Annotated in this window: 13 protein-coding genes; 9 read left to right on the forward strand and 4 right to left on the reverse strand. The window is 44.6% G+C overall.

What is annotated here, in order from left to right:
* The first annotated feature begins 5 nt into the window (after window positions 1-5).
* The 3 genes from EL242_RS02485 (at window position 6) to EL242_RS02495 (ending at window position 3,345) form a co-directional block, all read left to right on the forward strand.
* Window positions 6-944 carry a sugar kinase gene (locus EL242_RS02485; RefSeq protein ID WP_126301361.1) on the forward strand — a complete coding sequence of 313 codons (939 nt, stop codon included), beginning with the start codon at window positions 6-8 and terminating at the stop codon, window positions 942-944.
* Window positions 945-1,029: 85 nt separating this feature from the next.
* The gene (locus tag EL242_RS02490) at window positions 1,030-1,668 is read left to right on the forward strand and encodes a bifunctional 4-hydroxy-2-oxoglutarate aldolase/2-dehydro-3-deoxy-phosphogluconate aldolase (RefSeq protein WP_126301362.1); all 639 of its coding nucleotides are present in this window, start codon (window positions 1,030-1,032) and stop codon (window positions 1,666-1,668) included.
* Window positions 1,669-1,893: 225 nt separating this feature from the next.
* Window positions 1,894-3,345, forward strand: coding sequence for a surface lipoprotein assembly modifier (locus tag EL242_RS02495; protein ID WP_126301363.1), 1,452 nt, complete (start codon window positions 1,894-1,896; stop codon window positions 3,343-3,345).
* 31 nt (window positions 3,346-3,376) lie between these two features.
* Here the strand turns inward: EL242_RS02495 and EL242_RS02500 are convergent, their stop codons facing one another.
* Both EL242_RS02500 and mutS read right to left on the reverse strand, forming a co-directional pair.
* Complete coding sequence (locus tag EL242_RS02500) at window positions 3,377-3,571, reverse strand: hypothetical protein (RefSeq protein ID WP_126301364.1); 195 nt, start codon at window positions 3,569-3,571, stop codon at window positions 3,377-3,379.
* A 26-nt stretch (window positions 3,572-3,597) separates the two neighbouring features.
* Window positions 3,598-6,204 carry a DNA mismatch repair protein MutS gene (gene mutS, locus EL242_RS02505; RefSeq protein ID WP_126302696.1) on the reverse strand — a complete coding sequence of 869 codons (2,607 nt, stop codon included), beginning with the start codon at window positions 6,202-6,204 and terminating at the stop codon, window positions 3,598-3,600.
* A 149-nt stretch (window positions 6,205-6,353) separates the two neighbouring features.
* Here mutS and EL242_RS02510 point away from each other — a divergent pair, with 149 nt between their 5' ends.
* From EL242_RS02510 to EL242_RS02525, 4 genes are all read left to right on the forward strand, one after another.
* The gene (locus EL242_RS02510) at window positions 6,354-6,920 is read left to right on the forward strand and encodes a DUF5358 domain-containing protein (RefSeq protein ID WP_126301365.1); all 567 of its coding nucleotides are present in this window, start codon (window positions 6,354-6,356) and stop codon (window positions 6,918-6,920) included.
* 135 nt (window positions 6,921-7,055) lie between these two features.
* Window positions 7,056-7,724 carry a ComEA family DNA-binding protein gene (locus EL242_RS02515; protein WP_232019682.1) on the forward strand — a complete coding sequence of 223 codons (669 nt, stop codon included), beginning with the start codon at window positions 7,056-7,058 and terminating at the stop codon, window positions 7,722-7,724.
* 147 nt (window positions 7,725-7,871) lie between these two features.
* Window positions 7,872-8,501: an FKBP-type peptidyl-prolyl cis-trans isomerase gene (locus EL242_RS02520; RefSeq protein ID WP_126301366.1), complete on the forward strand. Its 630-nt coding sequence runs from the start codon at window positions 7,872-7,874 to the stop codon at window positions 8,499-8,501.
* Between the two features lie 66 nt (window positions 8,502-8,567).
* Entirely contained in the window at window positions 8,568-9,083 is a 516-nt protein-coding gene (locus tag EL242_RS02525; protein ID WP_126301367.1) for a protein disulfide oxidoreductase, read from the forward strand.
* Window positions 9,084-9,129: 46 nt separating this feature from the next.
* Here the strand turns inward: EL242_RS02525 and EL242_RS02530 are convergent, their stop codons facing one another.
* A complete protein-coding gene (locus EL242_RS02530) occupies window positions 9,130-10,194 on the reverse strand; it encodes an MFS transporter (RefSeq protein ID WP_126301368.1) in 1,065 nt (354 codons plus the stop codon).
* Between the two features lie 183 nt (window positions 10,195-10,377).
* Between EL242_RS02530 and mnmE the strand changes: the two genes are divergently transcribed.
* A complete protein-coding gene (gene mnmE / locus EL242_RS02535) occupies window positions 10,378-11,736 on the forward strand; it encodes a tRNA uridine-5-carboxymethylaminomethyl(34) synthesis GTPase MnmE (RefSeq protein WP_126301369.1) in 1,359 nt (452 codons plus the stop codon).
* Window positions 11,737-13,002 (forward strand): tRNA lysidine(34) synthetase TilS, encoded by a 1,266-nt coding sequence (tilS, locus tag EL242_RS02540; RefSeq protein ID WP_126301370.1) that lies wholly within the window; start codon window positions 11,737-11,739, stop codon window positions 13,000-13,002.
* Here tilS and xerD read toward each other — a convergent pair.
* Window positions 12,992-13,885, reverse strand: coding sequence for a site-specific tyrosine recombinase XerD (gene xerD / locus EL242_RS02545; protein WP_126301371.1), 894 nt, complete (start codon window positions 13,883-13,885; stop codon window positions 12,992-12,994). The genes tilS and xerD overlap by 11 nt on opposite strands.
* Between the last annotated feature and the right edge of the window lie 40 nt (window positions 13,886-13,925).

Genomic DNA, 13,925 nt, shown 5'->3' on the forward strand with positions numbered 1-13,925 from the left:
TAGCAATGAAAAAACTCGCCATTCTTGGTGAATGTATGATTGAGTTAAACGGGGAGCCATTTGGGGAGATGCACCAAACCTACGGAGGGGATTCGCTCAACACCGCCACCTATTTGGCTCGGGTGAGTTCGCCTGAACAAATTGAGGTGCGTTATCTCTCCGCTCTCGGCACGGATAAACTCAGTCAGGGAATGTTAGCGGCGTGGCAGGCGGATAATATCAACATCAATTTTGTATTGCGTGATGAGCACCGTCAGCCGGGGCTGTATCTGATTCAGTTGGATAAGCAGGGCGAGCGGACGTTCCTCTATTGGCGAAATCAATCTGCCGCCCGCTACTTGTTGCAACACCCCGGCTATCCCAAAGCACTCTCGGCGTTACGCGAGGTGGATATAATTTACTTGAGCGGTATCAGCCTTGCCATCTTGCCTGAAAACGACCGCACTTTGTTGATTGCACAGCTGCGTGAGCTGAAAACCCAAGGGGTGAAAATCGCCTTTGACAGCAATTATCGCCCGAAACTGTGGGAAAGTCAGGCGGCAGCCCAAGCTCACTATGCCGAGCTATTGCAATTAGTCGATTTAGCTCTCGTTACCTTTGATGACGAACAACTGCTTTGGGGTGATGTGAATGAACAAGCCACCTTTGACCGTCTGGCTCAATATGGCATTCACACCATTGTGGTGAAACAAGGCTCGCTGGGGGCAACGGTGTTGCAAAACGGGGAGCAGACTTTTGTGCCGACCGTTGCAGTGGAAAACGTGGTCGATACCACTTCCGCCGGCGATTCCTTTAATGCCGGCTTCCTTAACGGTTATTTATTGGGTAAAGATGTTGTCACTTGTTGCCAGCAAGGAAATGCCGTTGCCGGTATCGTCATTCAGCACAAAGGGGCGATTATTGCCAAATCCGCCACTGCTCATCTGAAATCGCAGTTTGAATAATCAAAGTAAATAACAGACAAGCGGTTCAATTTGCAACATTTTTTACAAAAGCGACCGCTTGCAATACAACATAATGAGGCTAGAAATGCGTTATACCACCGAACAAATCATTGAAAAATTAAGACAACTGAAAGTTGTTCCCGTGATTGCTTTGGATAAAGCAGAAGATATTTTACCGCTGGCGAAAACCCTTTCCGAAAACGGTTTACCGGTGGTGGAAATCACTTTCCGCTCGGAAGCTGCCGAAGAGGCGATTAAGCTGGTTCACCAACACTATCCGGAGGTGTTAATCGCTGCCGGCACGGTGCTAACCAAAGAACAAGTCCTTGCCGCCAAAAACGCAGGGGCAGATTGCATTGTGACCCCGGGCTTTAATCCTACTATCGTTAAATATTGCCAAGAATTAGGTTTGCCGGTTACACCGGGTGTGAACAACCCGATGGCGATTGAAGCCGCCCTCGAACTTGGCATACAAGCAGTTAAATTTTTCCCTGCCGAAGCCAGTGGCGGGGTGAAAATGATTAAAGCCCTTCTCGGCCCTTACGCCAACTTACAAATTATGCCGACCGGCGGCATCTCGCCACAAAACATCAACGACTACCTCGCCATTCCCAATGTAGTTGCCTGCGGCGGCTCTTGGTTTGTGGAGAAATCCCTGATTAAAGCGCAGAAGTGGGCGGAGATTGGGAAATTGACGAAGGAAGTGGTTGAGTTGGTGAAATAACCATTTAAAGTTCCAAGCAATGAGCTATTTTCTACCCAAAATGGAGCTCTTTCCTCTTATTTACAAAGCATAACAAATATTGCATACTTTATTTAGTAGCATATAGTAGGTATATTTAAAGCTATATATATTTAACTTAATGAAAAATATAGCAAAACAACCTCAAAACTCTTCACTAAAGGCTATTGAAAAATAGCCTTTTCTATTCAAATAAAAGATAGCTTTATGAAAAAAATAGTCTCAACGCTTTTAATCCTTACCTCAAACCTGGCATTTGCGGAAACCACGCCGGCTCAACTTCAAGAAAAAATGGATAACCAGCGAATGCAGGAAAACCCCGCATTGGAAAAACCGGATAATCGAGCCAGACCACAGCAATTAAATACGCAGAATAATACCAAGCCAATCGCTATTTCAAGCCAGCAGCTTCTGCAACAGCCGGAGCTACTCAACTCTGCGATGCTAACCGCTTTGGTAACGAATCATAGCGAAAACGTGCAATTCTTACTGCCGATTTATCAACAATTACCCACCGGTGTGCAAAACAGCGAGATTGTCCAATGGGCGGAGGCGGTAAACGCTAAAGCCAAACAGCATTATTCAGAGGCAATAAAAGGCTACCGCCAGTTACTGGCAAAATACCCTGAAAATCAGCCAATCCGTATGCAATTAGCGGTTGCATTGTTTGAAAATCGGGAAAATGAGGCAGCAGAGGCTCAATTTTATAAGTTACAAGCGGACAAATTACCGCAAGAAATTGCAAATGCGGTCAATAGCTATTTGGAGGCGATTGGCAAGCAAGATCAATGGAGTTTTCAAGGCGGCTTAACCTATTTGAATGACCCGAATATCAACAATGCCCCAAATGCAGGCACAACCTATGGCAACTGGACTGCACCGAAAAAAGAATCTGCCCAAGGGGTCGGATTTTACCTTGAGGCAGATAAAAAGTGGTCTTGGGGCAATGGTTTCTTCCACGAGTTTCGTTTAAACGGAAACGGCAAATATTACTGGAACAACAAAAAATATAACGAATATTCGCTCAGAGAAAGCCTCGGCTTGGGTTATCAAAATGCAAAGCAAAAAATCACCTTGTTGCCGTTTTTTGAACAGATGTGGTATGCCGGTGGCTCAAGCCAAACCGAAAGCACCAAGCGTTACTCCAACGCAGGCGGTGTGAATGCCCGCTGGCAATATTGGATTACTCCACAGTGGCAATCTGCAATCAGCTACGAATATGCGGAACAGCGTTACACTCGCCGCCAACATTTAGACGGCAACTATCATTTTATCGCACCTAGCCTCTATTTTTACCCTAACAGCTGGCAATATTGGTTTGTGGGGGCGAATTTTAATCGCACCAGCACCCGTGATTTAGATGATAGCTTTATTCGCCGAGGTGTTTCTATTGGTTGGGGACAAGAGTGGAAGAACGGGCTTTCTACCCAATTAAGTGCGAGCTACGCCCGTAAACAATACCGTGCACCCATGCCGATTTTCCAAATTACACAACGCAACCGTGAATATGGCGTACAAGCCAGCATCTGGCACAGAGCCTTGCATTTTAAGGGCATCACCCCTCGCTTAACGTGGCAATATAATAAGGTAAAAAGCAATCATAGCTTCTATAGTTATGACAAAAACCGTGTCTATATTGAGTTTTCACATACGTTCTAAACAAAATAGCCCCTTAAACGGGGCTATTTATTCACTTTCGTTCTAAACCATTTTTTAACACATCTTTTAAACTTTCCATCACTTCATCGTGAGAAAAAAGTTCAATTTTTCCATTCATTATATCTAGCAAGAAACGCTGTTCTTCCGTTAATGATTGCTCAAACATTAATGAAATTTTTTCTTGAATATCTTTTTGAAGTTGATTTTTAGATTGTATCCCTTTCATTACTATTTTTACCTTTTTAACGCTATTTACCCCAACAATTTTTTCAAGCGATACAACTCATCTAACGCTTGTCTTGGGGTAAGCTCATCAGGCTGAAGAGCTTTTAAGGCTTTTTCAACCTCACTTTCTGTGTTTGCAAGCGGTTGAAATTGTTCATTTTTTTGCAAATCTTCGGCTAAATCAGCAGAGAATAATAAATCTGCCTGTGGGTGTTCGTTTGCTTGTTTGGTTTGGTGGGAGATTTCCTCCAAATGTGCCAAACGCTGTTTTGCCAGTTGAATCACTTGCTTTGGTACGCCCGCCAAGGCTGCCACTGCCAAGCCGTAGCTTTTGCTTGCTGCCCCTTCTTGCACCGAGTGCATAAACACAATACTGTCTTGATGTTCACGAGCGTCTAAATGTACATTCGCCACCCCTTTGAGCTGATTCGGCAAGCCGGTGAGTTCAAAATAGTGGGTTGCAAACAAAGTAAGCGACTGAGTTTTCTTCGCCAGCCATTCAGCACACGCCCACGCCAGCGATAAACCGTCATAGGTTGAAGTGCCTCGCCCGATTTCATCAATCAACACCAAGCTGTTTTCTGTGGCTTGGTGCAGAATATTCGCCATCTCGGTCATTTCCACCATAAAGGTTGAGCGACCGGAGGCTAAATCATCGCTTGCTCCAATTCGGGTGAAAATGCGGTCAATCGGGCCGATTTCCGCACTTTCTGCCGGCACAAAACTGCCGATATAAGCCATCAGCGTAATCAGGGCAATTTGTCGCATATAGGTGCTTTTACCGCCCATATTCGGGCCGGTTACAATCAATAAATGTCGTTGAGAGTTCAGAAATACAGGATTGGCAATAAACGGTTCGGTTAAAACCTGCTCCACCACCGGGTGTCTGCCGCCTTTGATATTCACCATTCGCATCGGGCTAAAGCTCGGGCAAACATAGCCTAAACTATCAGCTCGCTCGGCAAGGTTGGTTAAGACATCAAGTTCAGACAGCACCATCGCCGCTAATTGCAATTCGCCTAAGCGAGGCATTAACACATCAAACAGTTCATCATAAAGCTGTTTTTCAAGGGCAAGAGATGCCCCTTTTGCTTTCAGCACCTTGTCTTCGTAAGTTTTCAGCTCAGGGATAATATACCGCTCGGCATTTTTAAGCGTTTGGCGGCGAACATAGTGAATCGGGGCTTTGTGTGCTTGCCCTTGGCTGATCTGAATGTAATAGCCGTGAACCGCATTAAAGCCGATTTTCAGCGAATCAATGCCGGTGCTTTCACGTTCTCTGATCTCCAAATTTTCCAGATATTGCGTTGCCCCGTCCGAAAGTTGCCGCCATTCGTCAAGCTCAGCATTGTAACCTTCTGCGATCACACCACCATCACGAATGAGTTGTGGTGGGTTTTCGATAATCGCCCGCTCCAGCAAATCGTGCAACTGGCTGAAATCCGCCAGTTGAGCCAAAAGCTGATCGATACTAGCGGTCAGATTTTGTGAATTTTTTGCAATTTCCGGTAATTGAGCCAATGCCGTGCGTAGTCGGGTGAGATCACGAGGGCGAGCCGTACGCAACGCTACTCGAGCAAGGATTCGCTCCATATCGCCAACTTGTTGCAACAATGGCTGTAAATCCGGCATTCTCTCATATTGTATCAATGCTGCTATCGCTTGTTGTCTGGCTTGCAATTTGCCACAATCCCGAATCGGCTGATGAATCCAACGCTTGAGCAGGCGACTTCCCATTGGGGTCACACATTTATCTAGCACCGCCGCAAGTGTGTTTTCCGTGCCACCCGCTAAGTTTTGGGTCAATTCTAAATTACGACGGGTGGCAGCATCGAGCAAAATAGTATCGCTATGTTGTGCCAAATGAATTGCGTTAATGTGCGGTAAAGCGGTGCGTTGCGTTTCTTGGGCATAATGCAAGACACAGCCGGCAGCACAAAGTGCCACTACCGCTTTTTCCACCCCAAATCCGGCAAGTGTTTGCGTGCCGAATTGGCGATTTAGCAGCTGAATCGCCGTTACCAGCTCAAATTCCCACACCGGACGGCGGCGTAACCCTTTGTAATTCGTTAAAATTGAGGCAGCGGAAAAATCTTCCGCATACAGAATTTCTGCCGGTTGTACACGTTGTAACTCGGCGGATAGCGCCTCTTTGCTGGCAAGTTCACTGATTAAAAACCGCCCGGAGGTCATATCTAGCGTAGCAATCGCAAAGGTGCCTTTTTCTTCGTAAACTGCCGCCACAAAGTTATCTTGGCGTTCGGGTAACAATGCCTCATCGCTAACTGTTCCCGGCGTAACAATCCGTACCACTTTGCGTTCTACCGGCCCTTTTGAGGTTGCTGGGTCGCCAATCTGTTCACAAATTGCTACCGATTCCCCCAACGCCACCAATTTCGCCAAATAGCCCTCCACGGCGTGATAAGGCACACCCGCCATCGGAATCGGCTCACCGGCAGATTGCCCTCGCTTAGTGAGCGAAATATCCAATAACGCTGCCGCTCGTTTCGCATCATCATAAAACAGCTCATAAAAATCCCCCATTCGGTAAAACAACAGAATGTCCGGATTTTGAGCTTTGAGTTGTAAATACTGTTGCATCATTGGCGTGTGGGTGGAGAAATCTTGTGTCATCAGTCTATTCATTGTGAGAAATCATTACCGTTAGTTTAACAGATTCAACCAAGGGATAAAAACAAGCGGTCATTTTTCGCTGAAAATTTGCAATGGTCAGCCGCTGTTTTTTTGCTACAATGCACAAAAATTTTAAGACAGAGGTCAGAATGTTAAGAAAAATAGCATTACTTTCTACAGGCTTGGTTTTAGCCGCTTGCGGTTCCAACGCCAATGAAAATCCAACACAAACAACTTTCCCGGGCGAATTTGCGAATGCCGATTATGTGCTTTCAGAAGAAAATGCTCAAAAATGGGTGATTGCCAGCGAACAGGCAAAACAGTGTATCTACCCCAATTTAACCCGTATTCAGCAAGAGCATTTTTCCAAAGAAGATTCTTATATTTTCTCGCAATATGTGTTTTTCTATCCGCTTGAAGAGATTATCGGCGAGCAGTATGTAAAAATCATTCAAAATGATGAAAAATCAATGGGTTATGCTCAGTATTTATTCAAAAAATTGAAAAATAACGAAGCAGTTGAAGCATTACCGAAAAAACAATGTGCGACCCTACGCACTAATGCGAAAAATGATTTAGCAGTGGTAAAAGGGCAGTATCAAAGCGGTATGATTGAAGATGCAAACAACCAAACCAAATCAGGCGATAAAGTTGCTACCAATGATAATAAATTCTTCTTCGATATTATCAAATGGGGCAGTATGTTACTTCTCTAGTGAGCATCAATACTCGGTTGTTTTAATAACAACCGAGCTATTTACGCCCTACCGATTGAACTTTTATCTAAAGCATCAGTCTTAAAATACAGTTTTTTTCAATTATTTTCCCTCTTTTATATTTAAGGATTTTCAATGAAAGCATTAAAAACATTATTAGCATTGGGCGTAGCAATGGCTGTTTCAGCTACTTCATTTGCACAAACTACTCAACCTACTGCGGCTGAACAAATGAACGCAGTTAAAGCCTCTGTTGCCGAAAAAGCAACTGCGGCTAAAGAAGCAACGAAAGAGAAAGCGGCAGAGTTAAAAGTCGGTTCTGCGGAAAAAATGGAGGCAGCAAAAGCCAAAACCGAATCAATCAAAAATTCCGCCAAAAATAAAATGGACACAGTAAAAGCTACCACAGCAGAAAAAACCGATATGATCAAAGCGAAAGCGGCTTCGGCAAGCGACACAATGAAAGTGAAAGCTCAGGAAGCAAAAGCCGCCACCGCAGAGAAAGCTGCAACTGCTCGTGAAACCTTAAATTCAGCCAAAACCGCAACCGCTGAAAAAGCAGCCTCAATGAAAGCAGCTGCAACAGAAAAAATGTCAGCAGTGAAAAAATCACAAAAAGTGAATATCAACACTGCCAACGAAGAGCAATTACAATCGCTTACCGGCATTGGTGAAGCAAAAGCCAAAGCGATTGTAGAATACCGCAAAAAACACGGTAAAATCAAAAATGCAGCAGAACTGGCTAACATTCCCGGCATTGGCGATGCAACCATTGAGAAAGTTGCTCCATATTTAACTTTCTAATGTTCTGCAAGCGGTTATTTTGTTGCAAAATTTTGCAGAAAAATAACCGCTTGTTCATTTCACACCTTGTATTCTTAAATTTCACCCCCATTAAGTGAATCGTATTTCTTTCAATACAGTATTCAATAAACTCAAAAGGAACAGAAAATGGCATTAGATTTCAATTCAGTTGGATTAGATTCAGTAGAAGCAAAAGGCGGTTACGGTATCGGTTTACAAATTGGTCAGCAACTTTTAGGCAGCGGAATGGACGTAAACTCAGAAGCCGTTGCCCGTGGTATTTATGATGTATTAAACAACAATGAGCCGGCAATCGACATCAATGAAGTGACCGCAGCATTACAAGAATTAGGTCAGCGTGCGGAAGCGGCTCAAGCGGAAGCATTTAAAGCGATTGATGCAGAAAACAAAGCGTTCTTGGAAGAGAATAAAAAAGCAAGCGGTGTAATCGTTACCGACAGTGGTTTACAATATGAAATTTTAACCGAAGGTACAGGCGAAAAACCGACTGCGACTTCAACCGTGCGTGTTCACTACACCGGTTCATTAATTGACGGCACTGTGTTTGACAGCTCGGTAAAACGTGGTCAGCCGGCAGAATTCCCGGTAAACGGCGTAATTCGTGGTTGGACAGAAGCATTGCAATTAATGCCGGTTGGCTCAAAATGGCGTTTAACCATTCCACAAGAATTAGCCTACGGCGAACGTGGTGCAGGTGCATCAATCCCACCATTTGCAACCTTAGTGTTTGAAGTGGAATTGCTTGATATTCTCTAATCAAACTCAAATAAAAAACCTGTGAAGGCATTTCACAGGTTTTTGCCATTTAAGATAACTTATATTATGCAGAAAAAATCGCTCCTGTCCCGCTTAGTTAAAAACATTTTCCTCTACGGCAGTCTGTTTATCATTATTAGCCTGATGGTCGATTGGTATCGCTCGCCCTCCGCTCCGGCAAAATTTGAGCAAACCGTGCATTATGATATTCAACACCAGCCGAAAGTGATCGCCCAGTTGAGCCACGAAAAGCCGATGCTACTCTATTTCTGGGGAAGCTGGTGCCACTATTGCCAAGTGGTTTCGCCGAATATCCAGCAATTAGCGAATGACGGCACGGAAGTTTTAGGTGTTGCCCTGAAATCCGGCGATGAAAATGACGTACAAGCCTATCTCAATGAAAACGGCTACACTTTTGCTACTCTGAATGACCCAAGTGGTGATTTCTCTCGAGGCTGGAACATTCAAGCCACCCCAACCATCTTGATTATCAAAGACGGTAAAATTGCCCACCACACCACCGGTTACACCAGCTATTTGAGCTTAAAATTCAGACTATGGCTGGCGGACGTGTTGTATTAAATGATCCCTCTCATTTGCAAAAAATCTCTCAAAAACGACCGCTTGTTTACACCAAAAAGACAAGCGGTACTAAGTTCATTGTCATCATTGTGGTGATCGATAAAATCAGTCTTGATGAACCAAAAATGAAACCTCGGTTTTTGCCGTTGTCGAATTTCACCAGCAAATTTGCCATTGCTGTGAGGGCGTACACTTCCACCACCGTAAAAATCACGGTGTAAATATAGGCAGCGGTCAGAGTTGCGACTTTTACTGCAATAAACCAAGGGGCAATAATTGCCACCGCTAATAACGGTGAAATCCAAATTAATTGCTGTTTGGTGAGGTTGATTTTACGAGAAAAAGTCGATTGCAAACTGACGGTTAAAACACCGTTGATGAACAACGCAATCGGCGAATGCTCCGGTGCGTGCAGGACATTGTCGAATAAATACGGAAAAATAATAAAATAGGACGATGCCACACTCAGCGGCACAAACAACATTAAGTGAGCGAACAAAAACTCTTTGCTGATAATTTCCTTAATTTGTGCGAAACGAAATTTCACACCGCCATTCACGCCTTCCACCGAATAGAAAGGTTTCACCATAAACGCAAACAAGCCGGCTTCCAAAATAAAGCAGATCCAAATCAACGTTTCAATCATCTCAAACCGAATAAACGGAATAATAATCAGCGGGGCGAGCATTGAAGACATACTGGTAACTTTTAGATATTTGCCTTGTAAACGGGTTTTAGCAGCATATTCATCGCCGGCAATCGCCAGTAAACAGGCTCTGGCATTAGTGCCAAACAAGCAGCTTCCCAACCCAAAGCAAGTGGTTGCCAGCAATAAAATAAAGTAATTATCCGCCGCCAAAAACAGCATATAAGCGACCACATCTAATAAACAGCCCAATAACATCATTTTTGCCAAGCCGTAGCGATCCCCCCAAATGCCGGCTAAAATTGCCAACGCCTGATTACAAAACAACAGCAATGAAAGGGAAAAAGCGATTTGGGCGTTATCTAGCCCTTTCTCTTTTAAATAAAAGAAAAACACGCTTTGCATTGAAAAAAAGGCGGTGGTGGAAATAAAACGGCGTAGGAGTAACAGTTTTTCTAAAGACATTAAAAATGATTGAATTGGTTAAATAAAGAGCGGCTATTCTACCTTTTAAGCCAGCCCCAATCAATCGGCTTTTGTTTTACCTTTGGCGTGGGTTTCGGTATGATAACGGCTATGACAAGCGGTCTGTTTTTAGTAAAAATTAACAAAAATTTGACCGCTTGCAACCTAATTTGAGGATAAAAAATGAAAGATACCATTGTTGCCCAAGCAACACCGATTGGCAGAGGCGGTGTGGGGATTTTACGCGTTTCCGGCCCACTTGCCAAAACCGTCGCTCAAGCCGTATTAGGCAAAACATTGCCACCCCGTATCGCCAACTATTTGCCGTTTAAAGACGAAGACGGCACTGTGTTGGATCAAGGCATCGCCTTATTTTTTAAAGCTCCCAACTCCTTTACCGGCGAAGATGTGCTTGAACTTCAAGGACACGGTGGGCAGGTTATTTTAGATTTACTGCTCAAACGCATTTTACAAGTTAAGGGGCTACGCATTGCCCGAGCAGGTGAATTTTCCGAACAGGCATTTTTAAACGATAAGCTCGACCTTGCCCAAGCAGAAGCGATTGCGGATTTAATCGACGCCACCAGCGAGCAAGCCGCTCGTTCAGCTCTGAAATCACTACAGGGTGAATTTTCTAATAAAATCAATGAATTAGTTGATTCAGTAATCTATCTACGCACTTATGTTGAAGCGGCGATTGACTTCCCCGATGAGGAAATTGACTTTTTGGCAGACGGCAAAATTGAGGCAAAATTAAACGAGATTATCGCTCAATTAGATGGTGTTCGCCGTGAAGCGAAACAAGGCTCGATTCTGCGTGAAGGAATGAAAGTGGTGATCGCCGGTCGCCCAAATGCGGGGAAATCCAGCTTGCTTAACGCCTTAGCCGGGAGAGAGGCGGCAATTGTAACCAATATCGCCGGCACAACCCGTGATGTGTTGCGTGAACATATTCACATTGACGGAATGCCGTTGCATATAATCGACACCGCGGGTCTCCGTGATGCCAGTGATGAAGTGGAACGTATCGGCATTCAGCGTGCTTGGGAAGAAATCGCTCAAGCCGACCATGTTTTATTAATGATTGACAGCACCGAGCAACAAGCCGATCAGTTCCGACAAGAGTGGGCGGAATTTCTAGCCAAACTGCCGGCAAATATGCCGGTAACCGTAATTCGCAACAAAGTCGATTTATCCGGCGAGCAGGAAGGCTTAATTCAGGTGGACGATTTCACGATGATTCGCCTCTCTGCCCAAACCAAAGTCGGCGTTGATTTATTGCGTGAACACTTGAAGAAATCAATGGGCTACCAAAGTTCTACGGAAGGCGGATTCTTGGCTCGCCGCCGTCATCTGCAAGCATTGGAAACCGCTGCCGAGCATTTAGAGCGAGGTCATATTCAGCTTACTCAATTCTTAGCCGGTGAATTATTGGCGGAAGAGTTGCGTATGGTGCAAAATGCCTTAAGTGAAATTACCGGCCAATTCACCTCTGATGATTTATTAGGCAATATTTTCAGCTCATTTTGCATCGGTAAATAAATGGCTCTTTTTAACCGCTTTCAAACCCAGTGTGCAACGCATTTGCCGAACCAAACCGCCTTTTTAGTCGGCTTAAGCGGTGGCGTGGATTCGGTGGTACTACTCCACCTTTTTGCCCGCACCTCATTCAACGTTAGGGCAATTTATGTCCACCACGGGCTAAGCCCAAATGCGGACGACTGGGCAGCATTTTGCGAGCAATATTGCAAGCGGTTAAATATTCCCTTTATTTTGCAAAAGGTCAGAGTGGACAGCTCAAACGGCGTTGAAAACGGGGCGAGAGAAGCTCGTTACCAAGCCATTCAACAACAGCTCAAGCCTAATGAAGTGTTAGCCACTGCCCACCATTTAGATGACCAAGCCGAGACTTTCTTGCTCGCTCTCAAGCGAGGCAGCGGAATCAAAGGCTTATCGGCAATGCAAGCGGTCACTTTTTTGCAAAATTTTACCGTTTTTCGACCGCTACTCACTTTCACTAAGTCAGATTTGATGGGTTATGCCGTTCAACATCAGCTAAGTTGGATTGAGGACGAAAGCAATGCCGATAACCGTTACGACCGTAATTTCCTTCGCAATAGCATCTTGCCACTACTCAATAAACGTTGGCAGCTCTTCAGCCAAATGGTTGCCCGTTCCGCTCAGCATTGTGCAGAACAACAAGCCTTGATAGAAGAGCTATTAAGCGATGAACTCAATTCAAGAATAGGGGAAAAACAACAGCTCAAAATTAACGGCTTTGGGCAATTTTCACTTGCTAAGCAACAGCAACTTATCCGCCTTTGGCTAGAACAAAACGGTGTAAAAATGCCAAGCCAAGCCCAGCTACAAGCGGTCATTTCTGAACTGATTTTTGCACAAGCAGATAAAAACCCTCAGGTTAAACTCGGTGAGAATATCATCAGACGCTATCAACAAGCTATTTACGTCACCGAAGAAATCGCCGACATTCCGCCGTTTGAGATAGCACTTACCGCTGAAAGCAAAGTGGAATTACCTTATCAGCTCGGTACCATTATTCGCCAGCAACAAAAGATCATTTGCAAAAAAAACGGGAAAAATCACCGCTTGCCACTGCCCCAAGAGCTAGCTCAAGTAACCATCTCGCTTAAAATCGGGCAACGAGGCAAAGTAAAATGCTACGGCAAAACGCAGCGGGAAGAAATGAAAAAGATTTGGCAAAATCACGGCATACCCGTTTGGGAACGTAACCGTACACCGCTGATTTTTTGGCAAGACGAATTAGTGGGCTTATTGCCTACCCTCTAGGGTGAAATTGCTGATGCAGCGATTTCAAGCGAGCTTTTGCCACTTGAGTGTAAATCTGGGTGGTCGATAAATCACTATGCCCCAACAACATCTGTACTACTCGCAAATCAGCTCCGTGATTAACCAAATGGGTCGCAAAGGCGTGGCGAAGCACGTGAGGCGAGAGTTTATCTGCATCAATACCGGCAAGCACGGCATAGTGCTTAATCCGATGCCAAAAGGTCTGCCTTGTCATCTGCTGCCCACGCCGGCTTGGAAATACCACATCAGACTGCTGATTATTCAGCAAAATAGGACGACCGTATTGGAAAAATTCTTGTATCCAATAATTCGCCTCCTCGCCCAATGGCACTAACCGCTCCTTGTCCCCTTTACCGATAATTCTCACCACCCCTTGTTTGAGGCTGATATTATCCATCGAAAGCGAAACCAGCTCTGTTACCCGCAGACCGGTAGCATACAGCAACTCCAGCATTGCTTTATCTCGTAGCTCTATCGGATCTAACGTATTCGGGGCATCTAACAAATTCATCACCTGATCTTCACTTAAGGATTTGGGCAAAGATGCTCCTCGTTTAGGGGAAGAAAGGGTTAAAGTCGGGTCATCTTGGCGATAATGCTCAAGGCATAAAAATCGGAAAAATTTCCTTAAACAACTCAACATTCTGGCAGAACTAGTCGCCTTATAGCCTTGCTCCAAACGCTCGCCAAGAAAGCCTTGTAAGTCGATAGAATCGAGAGACAGAAACACTTTAGGTTCAGAGAAATAATCAGAAAAACGCTCTAAGTCAGAACGATAAGAGGCAACGGTATTTTCAGACAAACCGTGTTCTTGCCATAGCGTATCAAGAAATTGTTCAATAATCGGGTCAAGTTCAGCCATACAAGCGAGTGTATTTTCAGGAAATTTTGCAAATTTTAAC

This window comes from Mannheimia haemolytica (assembly GCA_900638155.1).
Lineage (GTDB): Bacteria > Pseudomonadota > Gammaproteobacteria > Enterobacterales > Pasteurellaceae > Mannheimia > Mannheimia glucosida.